The 18,366-nt window shown below is 49.3% G+C and carries 4 protein-coding genes; all 4 read right to left on the bottom strand.

The genetic code is table 11. The features are described from left to right. Window position 1: 1 nt before the first annotated feature. The 4 genes from A7985_RS12505 to A7985_RS12490 are packed head-to-tail and all read right to left on the bottom strand — an operon-like array spanning window position 2 to window position 18,061. Window positions 2–784 carry a thioesterase II family protein gene (locus A7985_RS12505; protein WP_065790793.1) on the bottom strand — a complete coding sequence of 261 codons (783 nt, stop codon included), beginning with the start codon at window positions 782–784 and terminating at the stop codon, window positions 2–4. After that, complete coding sequence (locus tag A7985_RS12500; protein ID WP_065790792.1) at window positions 777–5,306, bottom strand: non-ribosomal peptide synthetase; 4,530 nt, start codon at window positions 5,304–5,306, stop codon at window positions 777–779. Before A7985_RS12500 ends, A7985_RS12505 begins: the two co-directional genes overlap by 8 nt. Further along, window positions 5,303–15,061: a non-ribosomal peptide synthetase gene (locus A7985_RS12495; protein ID WP_065790791.1), complete on the bottom strand. Its 9,759-nt coding sequence runs from the start codon at window positions 15,059–15,061 to the stop codon at window positions 5,303–5,305. Before A7985_RS12495 ends, A7985_RS12500 begins: the two co-directional genes overlap by 4 nt. A 3-nt stretch (window positions 15,062–15,064) precedes the next feature. Then, a complete protein-coding gene (locus tag A7985_RS12490; RefSeq protein ID WP_065790790.1) occupies window positions 15,065–18,061 on the bottom strand; it encodes a salicylate synthase in 2,997 nt (998 codons plus the stop codon). Window positions 18,062–18,366: the final 305 nt, after the last annotated feature.

Here is an 18,366-nt window from a genome sequence, read left to right as displayed (position 1 = left end):
TTTATGGCGCACATACCCAAGCTTTTGGTACTGGGAACAATGCGTTTAAGTGGGAGAGGATAGCCGTAATATGGTCGGCCAAGTAGAAATGACCACCTTCGTAAGTTTCAATACTGATAGGTTGGGTGCAAACTTGCTGCCAAGCTTCGGCCTCTTCGTAGGTCAGCTCGGTATCAGTTGAACCGAGCATCACCGTGAGTGGGTGTTGTAATTTGGGTGCATTGAGGTTTGGCTGATAGGTTTCTATCAACTTATAGTCATTGCGTAGCAGCGGCAGCATCATGTCTAATAGCTCTGGAAAGGCATTGAGATCAACGCCTGTACCATTGAGGCGCTTAAGTTCGTCCAGCATCACTTCATCACTGGCTTTATGTACGTTAGTTGCATGGTGACAACTTGGTCCTTCAACGGCAGAAACCACCAGTTGGGTCGGTGCCCGATAGCGGTAGGCTTGAATACGCATCGCCAGCTCGTACGCAATGCCACCGCCCATGCTGTGACCAAACAAAATATAGGGTTTATTGAGCAATGGCTTTAAACCAGTAGCCAAAGTGCTAACCAAGCGATTCATGTCTGACACTAAGGGTTCTGCCATACGGTTTTCACGACCGGGGTATTGCACGACCACAATTTCTAAGTCTGGGTCGGCCATATTTGCCCACTGGCGAAAGTAGCTCGCAGAGCCGCCCGCATGAGGCAATATAATTAAACGCTTAGAAGCATTTGGGCGCGCTTTGAAAATACGGTAACACGCGCCATGATGGGTCTGTTGTGCATTAAGCATTGTTATATTTCTCCGTAAGCGGTTTTAGGTAATCGCGGTCGACTGCAAAGTTAGGCAGGTCGAACTGGGCCAATATAGCTTTTAGATTGTCTGTGGCGTATTGGTGGTGGCCTCCTGAGTCCATGCCTTGTTTGAAATACAGCTCGACAAAACTGCGGACAAAGTTGTCGTTCAACGTGTCTTTCCAGTCTATAAAATCAAGGGGTTGAATATCACAGCCAAGCTCGTTAAACCAGTTGTAGATCTGTGCAACGTCGGTGCTTTGGTCTGACACCAAGTGGAAGTTACTATTTTGTCCTGTTGCCCCTTTTAAGATGGCCGTAATACAAGTAGCCACATAGTCAACAGGCACAATATTGACCGCTAATTCAGAGGCTGGGTAGGCGTGAATATTCAAACAGGCACGATAAAACTTTAAGAACGCATCGTCGTTAATAAAGGGGGCCTCTGTGGTTGCCCATGTGATGGTGCCCGGGCGCAAAATATTCACTGGTATGCCGTGTCTTCTGGCTTCTGTGAACAACGTCTCGGCCATGATTTTTGACTGCTCGTAAGTCAAGTCCACTTCTCGCCATGGCACGACCTGGGTTTGCTCAACCACAGGTTGTGGTACATCGGCAGGCAGCGCATGGTGCACACCAATAGTCGAAATATAATGCACCGGTTTCACTTGGTGTGAACTTGCCAAACGGATGATTTCGCGCGCCCCCTCCACGTTAGTCGGGTATAGCGCTGACAGTGGGTCCATCAAGTTAATGATTGACGCGTTGTGCACTATCACATCGACCTGTGCACTGAGGGCTTGATAATCACGGTCACTGAGTCCAAAGTTGACGTCGGACATACTGCCACTTACTACCGTAATTCGTTCTTGTGGAATACCGGTCGGTAAGCCTTTTTCTGCTGCGGCCTGCGCTAAGCGCGAGAAGCCATGTTGCACGTCATCGCAGCGCATCAAGCATACGATGTGATAATCACTTTTATCTAACATCTCGCGCAGCACATAGCTGCCCAAATAACCTGTGCTGCCAGTTAAAAGTACGGTTTTTGGTTCAGAGCTTGGATTGTACGGTAGGGCGTCTGCAAGGCCGCTTAACGCCTTGGTGGCCATATCATTTAAATCAATGCTATCTAGCCACGCTTGTTTTGCCTCGTTTGCCTTGGCCAGTGCATCGGACATGTCACTGAATACGGCATGGTTAAAAATGAGGTCAATATCCGCGTCAAAGCCTGCCGCTAAAAATGCGCTCAACAGGTTGATGGCATTTAAACTGGTGCCGCCAAGCTGGAAAAAGTCATCATGACGAGATACGTCACTCACTCCGAGCAAATCACACCAGATTTGGGCAACGGTTTGCTCAACATGATTGTCGAGCGGTGCTTCAAATTGGGTAGTCAGCTGTTGCTGTAATTGCGCGAGCTGTACCTTAAGTTGTTTTCTATCAACCTTACTGTTTTGGCTCAGAGGTAATGTGTCTAAAGCAAAGTAATGCGCGGGCAGCATATATTTAGGCAGCTTTTCACTGAGTAAGTTACCTAAATCACTGATCGCCATTTCATTGTCAGCCGCGTCTTCGAGCACCAGTGCCGCTGCCAAGTTACCATCGCGAGATAGATTGACCACAGCAACACTTTTAACGGCTGGATGGCTTGCAATAGTTGATTCAATCTCTCCGAGCTCTATGCGGTGGCCATTTATTTTGATCTGACCATCTTCGCGACCTTGAATGGCAATAATGCCATCGTCCATGATGCAGCCCAAATCGCCGGAGCGATAGAGTCTTTCACCTGTCTGTGGGTGCGTAATGAATAGCTCTGCTGTCTTTTGTGCATCGTTTAAATACCCTATTGCCAAGCCATCACCGGCAATATACATCTCACCAGTGACCCAAGTAGGGCAAGGCTCTAAACGGTCATTTAAAATGTGGATCTGATGGTTCGCTAAAGGTTTGCCATAAGGCACCGAGACGGCATCAGAAGCAACTTCTGTTACGGTGTGTTGTACGCACCAAATTGCGGTTTCCGTTGGGCCGCCTTGGCTGATTAAACAAATGTGTGGCAGCTGTTGGACGACTTGTTGTGCGAGTTGGACGGGGATCCAATCGCCAGAGAGCATGGCTAACCTGAGTGTGCTGAGGTTTTGATCTTCCGCCCACGGTAAGCTGGTCATCAGCATGTGCATTTGTGCGGGGACCGAGTTCCAAAGACTCACTTTATGCTTGGCAATCACTTGATGCCAATGGTTTGGGTCGCCTCGTAAGTCTTGATCTGGTAACACCAGTGTTGCGCCCGCCGAGAGCGTTCCGAAGATATCCCAAATTGAAAGGTCAAACCCGTAGCTTACCAAGCCTAAGGTTTTGTCTTGAGGACTGACATCGTACAAGCGGTTAACCTCTAGCACGGTATTCAATGCCGCACCGTGCGACAGCTGCACGCCTTTGGGCTGACCTGTCGTCCCCGAGGTATAAATCACATAGGCTGGTGCGTCGACAAACGTTTGTTGCTGTCTGCGCTGCCCAAATGCATCCAGTAACTGTTTACAGTCGTGAGCAGGTATAGTTGGCAGCACCTGATCAAATGGGATAACAGAAACATCTGGGCCAAAGTCTTGGCCTAAATAAACTGATTCCGTCAGCACAACTTTAGCACCAGAGTTAGCGATAATCGATTGCTGACGTGCCAGAGGGTGCTGCGCTTCAATGGGCACATATACACAATCGGCAAACAAGACAGCCAACACCGCTGCAATTTGCTGAGTACTTTTGTCAGATACGATGGCGACATGGTCGCCTGGTTTAACAGCGTCGACAAAGGTGTGTCGGATCTGCAGTGCTAATTCTGCAAGTTGTTGGTAACTCATGCCACCATTTTGATCCACTACCGCGACTTGGTCTGGAGATTGCAGAGCATGCTGAGCAAAGCCAGAATGCAAATACCCTTTAGCCTGCTCTGTCTTGGTATCGTTTAGCGCTGCAATATGTGCTTGTGTTTGCGCTGGCAAATTCACTGGGCTAGTGGACTGCCACAGTGCATCGTTATTCGCCAGTGCACGCAGTAGCTCACAAAATGCTTGATGTGCTTGCTCTATAACGCCATCTTGGAAAATGCCTTGGCGGATGTCCCAGTCCACAACCAGTTCACCAGCACGCTCTGTTGCTTGGCAGTCTAACCACACTTGAGGTGTTTGAGTTATACCGTAGCGAAGCTGTGCGTCGTGCATAAATTGGTTGCTATCTAGTTCATCACCAGATAAACCTAGGGTACTGGTGTAAACAATCGGCACTATGGTGTTGCTTTGCTGGTTTTGGTTCATCGCACGCAGTACTTCAACGCCTGTAAAGTCGCTGTGTTCTAAGTCGCGCCAAAGTTGCTGCTGCAGCTGGCTCGCGCGCTGTGCAAAGCCTGCTTGTGGATCAGGCGACACGCCCAACACATTAACAGCAATAAAGTCGCCGACCACACCACGCACATCAGGGTGCACATTGGCGCGGTTTAGCATGGTGAGGTTCAAACAAAAATCTGGGCGACGTGACCAGCGGCCAATCACCTCTGTAAATGCCGCCAGCACAAGGCTAGAAGGCGTTAATTTATGACTTTTTGCGCGCTCACTAAGGCGCTGCCATAGGTCAGGCGCTAGATTAAAATGCAAGCGAGAAAATGACACGTTTTCGTCATTACCCGTGTTCTTTGCGCGCGGTAACTCGGGTGGTGCAGGCAGTGTTTTAATACGCTCTAACCAATAGGCTTTGTGCTGCTCATAACGCTGTGCTGTTTTTGGGTGTTCTAACAAGGCTTTGCGCGCAATCACAATGTCGCGGTAAGACACACCCAGAGGCGCAAGTGTGCGCTCTGGATGGTTGTATAACTCGCCGAGTTCAGCGAGCATAATTTGAATACTGGCAAAATCTGCAATAAGCAAATCGATAGAAAAATGCAGTATAGACCCTTCACCAGTTTGGCTCAGGTGTAAGTCATACTGTGGCCATTTATCTGGTTGATAGTGGCGGTGCGCCAGTTGTTCGCGAAGCTCTAAGAGCTTATCTTGGCGAGTCTGTGGGTCACACTCTGCAAACTCATGGATACGGATAGCCTTTGGTGTCACCTGTGTGACAATTTGCTGGGTGCCATCAAGGTTGATGATGGCGCGCAGCATATCGTGGCGTTCAACCAACTTGTGCCATGCTGTTTGCAGACGTTTTGCATCAATATTTGGTAGGTCCAATTCAATGTAACTGTGACAGCCAACGCCACCGTACTCGACGGCATTATTGCGGCCAACTAAGTAAGCGACCTGTAAATCTGTCAACGGAAATGGCTGATGGCGATCGGCGTGATTCGGTTCGATGGCCGCCATAACTGGGTCGCTTAAATAGTCGATAAGCGCCGCCTTGTTGTCTTTTAATTGTGTTTTAAGTGCTGGCGTCATGACCCCAGCAGGGGCCTTAAATTTTAAGTTACCTTGATCGGCCCATAGGTAAACGCCGCGACTTTCAAAATCAGCGATAATACTGGCGATGGTCATATTGTACCCTCTTCAAATAATTCATCCGTGTCACAAGTTGTGCCGCCGAGCTCGCGCCACGCGTGTGTTATTGCGGTGGCCAAGCTGGCAATGCTTGGGGCGCTAAATAGCGTTGTGAGTGACAAAGATGTAGGAATAATGTGTTGTTGTTGCAGTGTTTGGATTAGCTGTGTTGCGCTTAAACTGTCACCACCAATGGCAAAAAAGTCGTCATGACGTGAGATCTGCGCGCGTTTTAATAGTGTTTGCCAGATCTCGGCAAGTTGCTGCTCAAGTTCGCCTTCTGGGGCTTCAAACTCGGCTTGCTCCAGCTCCAATTCAATAAATTCGTTGGCCAATTGCTTGCGGTCAATTTTACCGTTGGCGCTAAGTGGCAATGTCGTGAGTTCTAATAAATGGCTAGGTACCATGTATTCAGGCAATTGTTGTTCAAGCTGTGCGGTAATCGTCTGTGCATCCAGTGTGGCATGGGGTGCTTTAACAAAGGCAGCAACAAGCTTTTTCGGCTCGCCAATTGTCAGGGCTACACCACGGCTTAAGCCTTCAACCTGAGCCATCGCCGCATCAATTTCACCGAGTTCAATTCGGTGCCCGCGCACCTTGACTTGATGATCAATTCGACCCAAAAACTCGAGGTTGCCATCCGGCCAGTAGCGGCCAAGGTCACCTGTGCGGTACCAGCGCTTGCCGTTTGCCATGATAAATCGCTGCGCGGTGAGCGTTTCATCGCCTCGATAGGCACTGGCAAGGCCAACACCGCCAATCCAGAGTTCACCCGCCACCCAGTCTGGGCAATCACGGCCAAATGGGTCTACCACGCGATATGTTTGATTGGGCAGAGGCTTGCCATAAGGGATCGATGCCCAATGGGCAGGAAGATCACCTTTGACTTCACAGCTGTTTGACCAAATTGCCGCTTCTGTGGCGCCACCCATGGCAATTAATGGGATCTCTGAGTGCGTTTTGGCCTGTAATCTGGGTGGTAAATCTAGACCAATCCAATCACCCGATAACATCACTTTTTCAAATGGCAGCGAACGTGCATCGTTTTCGGCGACTACCAATAACATGTCGAGCAACACTGGCACTGAGTTCCAGATTGTGACGCGATGCTGGTGTACCAGTTCGAGCCAAGTGGTCGCATCTCTGCGGTTTTCCTCATTGAGCAACACCACACTGCCACCGACACTAAGCAAGCCAAATAAATCGTAAACAGACAAGTCAAAGTCGAGTGCCGACACGGCGAGTACTCGGCTGCTGCTGTCAATGGCGTAGTGCTGATTAAGCTGGTCAATGGTGTTAGCTGTCGCCTGATGACACATTTCTACCCCTTTTGGCTCACCGGTTGAGCCAGAGGTGAAGATCACATAGGCAGGTGCATCGGTGGCAACTGTCAAGGGGGTTGCCAGAGGCGCTAAGTCCGAAGCATCTGCCACATTGAGGCGAGTTACACCCTGCTCAACATCTTGGTTGATGTGTGCCTCATCCGTCAGTACCCAACGAATTCCCGCGGTGCGATGAATTTTCGCTTGGCGGCTGGTGGGTTGGTGTACACCAATTGGCACATAGCAGCCCCCTGCAGCCATAATGCCAAATACGGCAGCTACCTGTTCGACTCCTCTTGGCAAGCTCACGGCCACTGGCTCTCCCAGCGATAATGCGTGTTGAGTCAGTAAGTGAGCTATGCGCAGTGCTTTGTCTGCCAATTGGCCATAGGTGACTGTTTGCGTATCTGTAATCAGTGCTACGGCGTCTGGGTGCTGACAGGCATAGTCAAACATAGCCTGATGTAGTGTGCGAGGCGTTTGTTTTACTTCGGTATTGTTTACACGGTCTCGTACCACTTGTTGGGCTTTTGGCAGTGCATGACTAAATGGTGCGTCCGTTGATACCGCTAGCTCGTCAAGTAGGGTTAAAAAGCGAGCAAACATATTGTCTAGCAAGTCAGCTGGGAATAGCGCGTCTACGGCATCCCAAGACAATATTAACTCGCCTCTGAACTCATACATTTGATGGTCGAGCCAAACCTGCGGCGTTGCAGACAACCCGCCATCGGTAAATTGTGGCAAGTCTTCATTGAATGAATCTGCCAGTAAATCGTCAGCCATCCCTAAAGTACTGGTAAAGACAATGGGTAGTGCGGCTGCGGTGCGTCCCATGGTTCGGCTACGCTCTCTTTGCACCCACACTGATGAAACCGCACGATGCTCAAGCACATCCGCAAGTTGGTTTTGCAGCTGCTTTGCATGATGTGCAATGGTATTTTGCTCATCAGGGTAATAGGCCAGTGGCGCTAGCGAGGTAAAGTCGCCCACAATACTGCCCACTTCTGGGTGTACATTTTGGCGATCAAATAGCGTTAAGTTCAACGTATGGGCATGGCCACCACTGTACTGACTCAGTACTTCCGCATAGGCGCTCAGGACTAAAATACTCGGGGTCACGTTATGCGAACGGGCCGCTTGCTTAATGGCTTGCCACTTGGTTGTTGGTAACCGAGCACTGCGACGGGAGAATTCACTGTGTTCAATGTGCAGAGGATCTTGTGCCAATGGCAGCGCCGCAGCATCCGGCAGTGTCGCTAATCGCTCTTGCCAGTATGCTTGTGCCTCATCGATTGCTTGCGGGCTGTTTTGCACTTGGGTGACATAGTCTCTAAAGGTTATGGACAGTGGAGTCAGTTCAGTATCTGGCGCTTGGTATAAAGCCGCAAATTCGCGCAATAGCAACATGATGCTATAGCCGTCTAAAGTCATGTAGTTAAACATTAGCGCAAGGCGCGTACGTTCAGTGCCTTCGGCTTGATAACGGGCAACCTTAATGGTTATTGCATCATGTACATGCTGGCTATTTTGGGCTTGCCACCAAACGTTAATTTGCCCGCGTGCTTGGTCTAAACTAGCGTAAGTCGACGAGTCGATTTCCAGTTTTGGCACTAGGCTTTGCTGCAACACAACCTGTTGATTATCGTCGCTCACTTGAGCGCGCAGCATGTCGTGACGTGCGTATAATGTTTGCCACGCGTTCATCATTTTCTCGATATCAAGCGTTAAGCTATCGAGTTCGAGCAAGTAGTGGGTGCCACAATTAAGCGGGAAGCCTGGTGTTTGTCCTAACCAATACGCACTTTGTACCTCAGTGAGCGCGAATGGTTCAAACTGCTGTTCAGGTTCGGCCACAATTTGCTGGCCGTGTGCTGCTTGCTGCGTCTCTAGCGTGGCTGCAAATGCGCTTAGTGTTGGGTTGGCAAACAAGGTACGCAAAGGTTGCTTCGTTGATAGCCCTTGTTGGGCGAGCTGAGTTAGAAATTGAGTCGCAAGCAGAGAGTCGCCACCGAGCGCAAAAAAGCTGCTTTCTAGCCCCACTTCCGTCACGCCCAGTAAGTCAGCCCAAAGCTGGGCGACTTGCATTTCGTTATCTGTTTGCGGTGGCGTTATAGCCACATCAACGGCACTAAGCTGACCGTCAAACTGCGCGGCAAGTTGTTTTCTATCTACCTTCCCATTGGCGCTCAGTGGCAGTACATCCACAGCCAGTAAATGACTCGGAACCATATAATCCGGTAAGGCAAGGGCAAGCTCGCTGTGCACCGCATCGGTGTCTAGCGCCGTGTTTTCGTCCATGACTAAGGCCGCCACCAACATTTTTGGCTCACCGAGAGTTAAGGCAACACCACGAGCAATGCCCTCAATGCGGCCCAAAGCGGTATCAATTTCTCCCAGTTCAATACGGTGACCGCGCACCTTTACTTGGTGGTCAATTCGCCCTAAAAACTCGAGGTTGCCATCTGGCCAGTATCGACCTCGGTCGCCAGTACGATACCAACGTTTGCTCTCATAATGGACAAAACGCTCAGCGGTGAGTTTGTCATCGCCGCGATAAGCGCTGGCAAGACCAACGCCGCCTATCCATAGCTCACCGGCAACCCAGTCTGGGCAATCGCGCCCTTGTGCATCGGCCACACGGTAAGTTTGGTTTGGCAGTGGTTTGCCGTAGGGAATAGAGTTCCAATGGGCAGGAATATCACCTCGTACTTCACAGAAATTGGACCAAATGGCCGCTTCTGTTGCGCCGCCCATGGCTATCAGGGGGATGCCAGCTTTGCTTTTGGCCTGTAAACGCGGCGGGATATCAAGGCCAATCCAATCACCCGACAGCATAACTTGATTGAAAGGCAGCTGCCTGTCATCTTGCTCTGCAACAACTAGCAACATGTCGAGCAGGACAGGGACAGAGTTCCAGACATTGACATTATGCTGGTGAACGAGCTGTAACCACGTGCTGGCATCGCGGCGGTTTTCATCGCTTAGCAATACAACCTGACCACCCGCTCCGAGTAAGCCAAAAATGTCGTAAACAGACAAGTCGAAATCCAATGCAGACACCGCTAACACGCAGCTGTGATTGTCGATGTTATAGGCTTGATTGAGCTGATCTATGGTGTTTGCGGTTGCTTGATGGCACATTTCTACGCCTTTCGGCTCACCAGTAGAACCCGAAGTAAAAATGATATACGCAGGTTGATCTGGAGACACCTCTACAGGCTTGCAAAGCGGCGCAGGCGCTGAAGCAATATCCAGTCTTGTCACCGAGTCGATGGATTCAACGTCCAAGTGTTCGCAGTTGGTCAGAGCGAGTCGAATCCCTGCTGTACGATGAATTTTTGCCTGACGGTTGGCTGGCTGATGTATCCCGATTGGCACATAACAACCACCCGCAGCCATGACGCCCAATACGGCTGCAATTTGATTAATGCCGCGTGGCAAAGTAACAGCAACCGGTTCAGCCAACCTGAGCTGGTGTTGCTGTAATAGGGCTGCAATGCTTAATGCCTGCTCACATAACTGTGCATAATTGACAGCCGTGTTTTCAAATATCAATGCAGTATCGTCAGGGTGCTGTTGAGCGTGGGCAAAAATAGCATGATGCAAAGTGCGCGGTGTTTGTGGACGTTCGGTGTTATTTACTGCTATGCGGGTATGCGCTTGTGCATTAGGTAACGGTAATGGCAGTGCTTGCTCCCAGCTGTTGTGGCACAGCGCTTTGAGTGCGCTCACATAGCTGATGAACATGTCATCAATCATACCTGTAGGGAATAGCGCATCCACTGCATCCCAAGATAAAACCAGTGCTCCGTCAAATTCATACAATTGGTGATCTAACCAAACCTGCGGTGTTTGTGACAAACCGCCGGGTACAATCTGAGGGAAATTGCCGGTAGAGTTTTCAAACAAGCCACCGCCAAGACCTAAGGTACTGGTAAATACGACGGGTAGCGCCGCCGATGTGAGGGTGCCATGGCGAGCTTGTTCACGCTGGATCCAAATCGATGAAATCGCCTTGTGCTCAATGGCCTGCGCGATTTGAAGTTGGGCTTCTTGCGCTTGTGCCAGTAACGAGTTGCCCGCATTGTCACGAAATGCAATGGGTGCCAATGTGGTGAAGTCACCAAACACTTTATGGATATCGTTGTGAACGTCTTGGCGATCGAACAAGGTTAAATTGAGCGTGTGGTCGCCTTCGCTCCAACGTCTCAGTACATTGCTGTAAGCCGTTAATAATAAAACTGACGGCGTAATGCCATAAGAGCGTGCTTTATGCTTGAGAGCTTGCCAAGTATCGGCATCGAGTTGGGCTTCACGGCGCACAAATTCAGGCGTGGTAATACTTTGCGGGTCTTGTGCCAATGGCAATTGTGGCGCAGGGGGGAGGGTTTTTATCTGTTCACGCCAGTATGCCTGTGCGGCTGCATACTCGGCATCATCGTGTTGCACTTGGAGCACGTAGTCTCTAAACGAAACATTAACCTCAGGTAGGTGATAAGCGGGATCGTTATACAGGCTTGCAAGCTGATCTAACAGCAATTTAATACTAAATCCATCCAGTGTTAGATAGTCAAAAATGATCCCTAAACGGGTCTTATTCTCCCCATAATGCACCGCACAAATACGATGATTAGGTAACGTCACCGACTCACTTTGGTCGTGACTTTGCTGTGCCTGTTGGCAGATCTTACGCCAAAATTGATGGAGATGATCTCGTGCCGCATCACTATGATTGTTTGTTTCTGAATTCAAACTTACTTGTGCAATAGACATCGCAGGCAAATGTGAGAGCAGTTGTTGTTGACCGTCTGGGGTGATCACGGCGCGCAGCATCTCGTGATGCTCAACGAGTTGATCCCAAGCTTTCGCCATGCGTTGTAGATCGACGTTTTCACCTTCCAACTCAAGTAAATACAAGGTGCTACAGTTAAGCGGCAATCCCGGTGTTTGGCCCATCCAATACGCGCGCTGCACTTCGGTGAGTGGGAAAGGTGCAAAACGATTATCTAGATCTGGCACAACTTCAAGTTTGGGGGTCGACACGATGCTGTCTAAGCGCGCGGCATAAGCACTTAATTGCGGAGCTGAGAATAGGTCGCGCAGTGGTTTGGGAGAGGCCAAACCCTGCTGCTTGAGCTTTGCAATGAGCTGAGTGGCGATCAAGCTGTCTCCACCTAGCTCAAAGAAGTGGCTTTGCTGACCAATTTGCTCAATTCCCAGTAATGATTGCCAGATTTTAGCAAGGCGTTTTTCGTTGTCTGTTTGCGGGGCAGTTAAGCGCTCAGCTGATTGTTGCTGTGTGGCAGCTAACTGATTGGTCAGTGCTTTTCGGTCTACTTTACCATTGGCACTAAGTGGTATCTGTTGTGCAAACTCAATATGGCTTGGCACCATATAATCTGGCAGTAGAGTGTGCAATTGACGTTGAATTGCCATGCTGTCTAACGTACTTTGAGGCGCTAAAACCACGACACTCGCGAGACTTTTGGGTTCGCCTATGGTGACGGTTACCGCGCGCTGAACACCTTCGATGTTAGCCAGTGCGGTATCAATTTCACCCAGTTCGATACGATGCCCGCGTACCTTCACTTGATGATCGATGCGCCCTAAAAACTCCAGATTGCCGTCAGGCCAGTAACGACCTTGGTCGCCAGTGCGGTACCAGCGCTCGCCACCTTGCTCAACAAAACGCGCAGTGGTTTGTGCTGGGTCACCGCGATAGCAAGTCGCCAAACCTATGCCACCAATCCACAGTTCTCCCGGCACCCAATCTGGACAGTCACGGCCATGATTATCAACAACTCGGTATTTTTGATTTGGCAGTGGTTTACCGTAAGGAATAGAATGCCAATGTAGTGGCAATGGTGCCCGCACTTCACAATAGTTTGACCAAATGGCGGCCTCGGTTGCGCCACCCATCGCAATGATAGGGGGGTTGGTAGCACTGATATGCTGGAGTCGAGGTGGCAGATCTAGGCCTATCCAATCGCCAGATAACATGACCTGTTCAAAGTTCAACTGGCGACTGTCTTGCTCTGCGGCGGTCAAAAGCATATCCAGCAATACCGGTACGGTATTCCATACAGTGACACTATGTTGATGCACCAGCTCTAGCCACGCCTGCGCGTCACGGCGCTGTTGCTCATCAACAAGCACCAATTTCCCGCCAGCACCCAGCGAGCCAAAAATATCATAGACAGATAAGTCAAAATCCAATGCGGATACTGCAAGAGCGCAACTGTTCTGGCCGATTTGATAGTCTTTATTGAGCTGATAAATCGTATTGGCGGTAGCCTGATGACTCATTTCAACCCCTTTGGGCTCGCCAGTCGAACCTGAGGTAAAAATGATGTATGCCGGACTCGCTGGGTTGGCGATGGCAGCGGATGCCAGTGGCTCGGCTTGTAGTGCTTGTTGAATATCAATGCATGTAGCCGCAGGGTCATGTTCAGAGTCGTCATGCGCAGCGATTACCAGTGTGATCTCGGCAGTGCGATGGATCTTCGTGCGCCTCGATTGAGGCTGGTGGGTGCCAATGGGGACATAACAGCCTCCCGCTGCCAATACCCCGAGTACCGCAACGATTTGCTCAGTGCTTCTGGGCAGTGTCACGGCGACGGGTTCTGACTCACGTAATCCTCGATGTTGCAAATAGGCTGCCACGCGCAAGGCTTTGTCGGCAACGGAGCGATAGCTCAACGACTGGTTGTTGAATACTAAAGCGGTTTTGTCTGGGTGTGTTTGCGCAGCTTTAAAGAACGCTTCATGCAGTGTATGAGGTGTGTACGGTGCTGCGGTGTCATTCACGGCTGCTCGCTGTGTTTGTTGATGGTGAGGCAATTCAACAAGGTGCTGCGCGTGCCATGCATCGTTGTGTGCCGCCAGTTTTTCAAGCAATGCGACATAGCTTGCAAACATGGTATCAATCAACGCCTCAGGGAAGATCTCGTCTACCGCATCCCATGCCAACATTAACCCTTCATCGACTTCATAGACTTGATGATCTAACCAAACCTGTGGGGTTTGTGAGATCATATAGTTAAATTGACCCAGTACGGTGTCTTGTTGCGATAACAGTGGAGTACCTAAATTACACGCAAAGACCACCGGTGCGCTCACCCCCTGTGCAAACCCCTGTTTGACAAGATCGCGCTGGATCTGCACGGCAGAGTAATCACTGTGGGCAACATTTTGGTGAAATTGGTTTTGTATTGCTTTTGCATGGTCAATGAAGCCTTTTGTGTCACTAAAATCGCAATCCAATAGCAATAAGTTGGTGAAATCCGCAACCACATTTTCAATGCCCGGGTGCTGGGTTTTGCGATCAAACAGCGGTAAGTTCAGCGTAAATTTTTGCTCAGCACTGTATTTTGCAAGCACATATGCATAACTTGTGACAAGCAACATAGCTGGCGTGACTTGGTGCTGTTGCGCGGTGTTTTTAAGCGTTTGCCACTGGGTTTGCGTCAAGGTATGTAAGCGACGCGCAAACGTCGGTTTTGTCACGGTTTGTGGGTCGCAACATAGTGGTAGCTGTGGACCGGAAGGCAGCGTGGCTAAACGGGTTTGCCAATAAGCTTTGTCTTCTTCGAGCTTGGTTTTATTTTGTGCTTTTTCATAGGCTAAGTATTTGGCAAAGCTCCAATTTGGGTCGGTCTCAAGTGTACCGCCATGATAAAGCACGGCCAAATCTTTAAGTAAGATGTTTAAGCTCTGTACATCGGCTATTAGAAGATCTACGTCAAAGTGAATTCGACATTTTCCCTCTGGCAACAAGCTCAGTTCCAACCCCATAGTTTGGCCATGCTCAATGCCCAATTTACGATGTGACAAGCGGTGACGAACTTGTTCTACCGCTTGCGTGGACTCATCAAGCGTTAGCGACCTAAAGTCATTGACTGCCAGCCCAGGTGCCGGCAGTGGCGAGTGCACTTGCTGGGTACCAGATTCAGTAAACTGCGCACGTAGCATCGGATGATACTGATAAAGGGTATGCCAAGCTTGCTCAAGTTTGAGCGGATCGATGTCTTGATTGTCTACTTCTAGGTAGGCATGACACCCGACGCCACCGAGTTCTTGGTCGTCCTGACGACCAATCCAATAGGCGTATTGCACGTCGGTGAGTTCAAACTCGGCATAGGGATCGATATCAGGTAGTTCAGGTGCTTGAATTACCTCTGGAGCAGAGTCTGTTTTTGTGCATAAAAGAGTCATCCAATGGCTGAGTACGGGTTGCTCAATGAGTTTGGAAAAGGTCACTTTTGCGCCTTGTTTTCGCCACTGATTGACCAAGCGCATCATGTGCATTGAATCCAAACCAAGTTCGATGAGGTTGGCATCTAACTTATCTTTAAGCGGTGTTTGCACAAACGCTTGAACATGCTCTAACAGCTGTTCTTTATTTAGCTGAGTGTTTTTTGTTTGTGCCATGGGTTAGCGCTCCGCCTCTTCTAATGTTGTTTCTTCAATTAGGTAGTTGGCAATACAGCTGAGTTTTTCGATGGTTTCAGTGAGCTCGCGCTCAGGTTTTGATTGGTCAATCACCCCTGCACCTGCTTGTAACCAGGTGCGATTGTTCGCGCGATAAATTGAGCGCAGTACCAAGGCAGAGTCCATAAACCCGTCGCTATCCACAATCATGACACAACCGCTGTACCAATCTCTGCGGTTTGGTTCTAAGCGTAATATGGCTTCAATGGCCTCACGTTTTGGGATCCCTGATGCGGTGACCGCAGGGAATAACGCTTGAAAAGCGTGCCAAGGGTTTTTGTTTTCACTCAGTTGGCCACAAACGCGTGATGCAAGGTGCTGCACACTACCGCGGCGGCGCACAGCCATAAATTCACTGACTGAAATCGAGCTGGGATCACAAATCTGTTCTAGCTCTTCTTGCGCCAGTTTTACCGAGACCGCGTGCTCTGCGATTTCTTTGGTGTCGTTAAGCAATTCTTCACGCAGTTGTTGCTCTTCTTGAGGTGAGCTACCTAAAGCGCGGGTGCCTGCCAGTGGTTGCGTGCTGATATAACCTGAACTGCTGGCTTCGAGTAAGGTTTCTGGGCTGAAACCTGCGACTGAAAAGTCGTTTAATTGGTATAAGAATGAACGTGCGGGCGAATTGTTTAAGCGGCCAAAGCGGAAGCTTTTGTTTAAGCACACGCTGTCGGGCACATGAATTCGACGTGACAAGATCACCTTTTGATATTGCTTGTTGCAGATCTCTTCGATGGCTTTGGCGACAGATGTTTTGTATTCGTCTTTATATTGGGTATTGATCTGGGGCGTTTGCAGAGGCTCAAGATCAGCGATACTTTCAGCGTGGACAGATGCTGCATCTGCTTTTAAAACCAAGTTTTCAAGGACATTGAGGTCGGCTTCATTTAAAGCACGCAATGTAGCTTGGTTTGCTTCAAGTCGCACCTCTTGTGCTGGCACAAACAATTGTAGAGACTTATCATGCTCGGTACGCGCTTGGATCCCATGAAATACGCTGGCCAATTCAAATTTAGCCACGCCATATAACCGCCAGTTTTCGAACTCGATACTTTGCAGAGCTTGTGCCATCAACTCGGGGAATGATTCGCCGCTAAACTGCGTGATTCTTTCACCTTGCTGTAAGGTAATTTCACTGCCATTGGAGTATAACTCTGCCACTTTACCAATACCGACTGACCACGCTGATTTGCTCTCATATACGGCCTTGAACGGGTTTGTGCTTAACTCAGAAATACTCGGGGCTAATTGCGCGGGCACGGACTGAACTGAAATGACTTTTTCAAAATAGGGTGTTGATTGTGCGTGATTCATGGTGGTCTCTACATATTCTTCCTCAGCACGTTTTGCCAGTGCTGTCTTATTGATTTTTCCTACTGCGGTAAGTGGCCAAAAGCTAAGAGAAATGATTTGGTCCGGATACTTAAAGCGTGCAACTTGCTGTTCTTTCAACAGTTGGTGAATATCACTGAGTGAAACAGGTTGGCTAGAAATAATGCATGCGCAGCTGCGCTCGCCGAGATGCGCATCTGGTACAGGTACTAATATGGCTTCGTCAATATGCGGGTGTGAGAGTAAGCGCTGTTCTATTTCGGCCACTGCGATTTTCTCACCAGCTCGATTAATTTGCTCTTTTATTCGTCCTTCAACAATCAAATTGCCAGTTTGGTTCATACGTACCAAGTCACCGGTGCGATAAAATCCATCAGCGGTAAAGGCTGTTTGGTTATGTGCTTGTGCTTTGTAGTAACCCGCAATGGTGTAGGGGCCTTTGGTTTGTAGCTCACCAATCTCACCTTGCGCCACAGGGTTGTCATGCTCGTCAACAATACGAATTTGGTCTAGGCTGCAAAGCGGACGACCTTGGGTATGTGTCACTTCATTTTGTGGATCATCTAGACGAGTAAAACACAACAACCCCTCAGCCATCCCAAACACTTGCTGTAGTTGACAACCTAGCACTTCGGGTACTTGCAAAGCGTGCTCAGAAGCGAATTTTGCGCCGCCAACTTGTAGCAGCTGCAAACTGCTGATGTCGGTGTCATCCCATTGTTTTGCCTCAAGCCAAAGTTTAGTTAATGCAGGTACGAGTGCCGTATGCGTTACTTGGTGTTGCTCAATCAATGGAAAAGCTTCGTCTGGCCCCGGTGCTGGACAAAGCACCACTTTGCCGCCTTGTGACAGCGTGCCGATAATCCCCGGGCAAGCCAGCGGAAAATTGTGTGCGATGGGTAAAACCGCCAGATACGTGGTCTGTTGGCCAAGTTGACATAACTCGGCAGAGGCTGTGGCATTGTAGTGATAGTCGTTATGGCTGCGCGGGATGAGCTTCGGCGTGCCTGTGGTGCCACCAGAAAGTAGCATTAATGCCGTAGAGGCAGGATCTATGTGTGCAGCCGTTATTGCGTCAGTGCTGTCTAATTGAGACAGAGAAGTAAAAACGGCTTCTTTTGGAGCGTTACCAGATACCAAAACATGTTGAATGGTTGGACATGCAGATACAATACGCTCGGCCATGGCAATGTAATCGTGACCTAAATAGCTATTGGGTACGATGTATGCCACGGGGTTGCTTAACTCACAAAGCGCCGCAATATCGGACTCTCGCTGTGCAGGCATCGCTAAAATCGGAATGATGCCCAACCGGAACATAGCAAAACAACTAATCACAAAATCTAAGCTATTTGGCAGTTGTACCATCACATGGTCACCTGCTTTTAATCCTAAATTGTAAAATCCGGCACTGCGCGCTAATACATGCTGCTCAAACTGCGTGTAAGTGAGCGCTGTTTCATCCTCAATCAAGGCGACGTTATCTGAAAATTGAGAACGCCACTCGGTGACGAGGGCGCCAAGGCTTTGTTGCTGCCATATATTTTTTTCAATATAGAGGTCTTGCTCAGCCTTTGGCCGGACTGGGGTATCTGGTGTTGTTTTCACAATAGTTCTCCGATTATGAGGCACGATCGCGGTTTGTGTTCTGGTTAGCGACAACTGCGAGTGTTATTTTTTTATGAAGTTTTCACGGCCTCAAAAAATAGGTGCTGGAACAATTTGTTCCCACCCCTAAAAGTTGTTGTATGCCCCTATCGGTAATTTTTTCGGGGGAATTGGCGTACATTTACGGGCGTTTCACACTTATTTCCGATCTGGGGGTTAGTTCACGGATGCGGGGAGAGCAAACGGGTTTACTCCAGTAGTCTTGCGGCTATTTTTTATTGCGATTAGACAAATCACTATGTGGT

This window comes from Pseudoalteromonas luteoviolacea (assembly GCF_001696455.1).
In the GTDB taxonomy this organism is placed as follows: domain Bacteria; phylum Pseudomonadota; class Gammaproteobacteria; order Enterobacterales; family Alteromonadaceae; genus Pseudoalteromonas; species Pseudoalteromonas luteoviolacea_C.
The sequence above is the reverse complement of the archived record's forward strand: the minus strand, read 5'-3'. Positions and strand labels throughout refer to the sequence as shown.

Excerpts from the sequence above, each read along its gene's own strand:
- A7985_RS12505 (WP_065790793.1), bottom strand. The coding sequence starts at position 784 with ATGCTTAATGCACAACAGACCCATCATGGCGCGTGTTACCGTATTTTC.
- A7985_RS12500 (WP_065790792.1), bottom strand. The coding sequence starts at position 5,306 with ATGACCATCGCCAGTATTATCGCTGATTTTGAAAGTCGCGGCGTTTAC.
- A7985_RS12495 (WP_065790791.1), bottom strand. The coding sequence starts at position 15,061 with ATGGCACAAACAAAAAACACTCAGCTAAATAAAGAACAGCTGTTAGAG.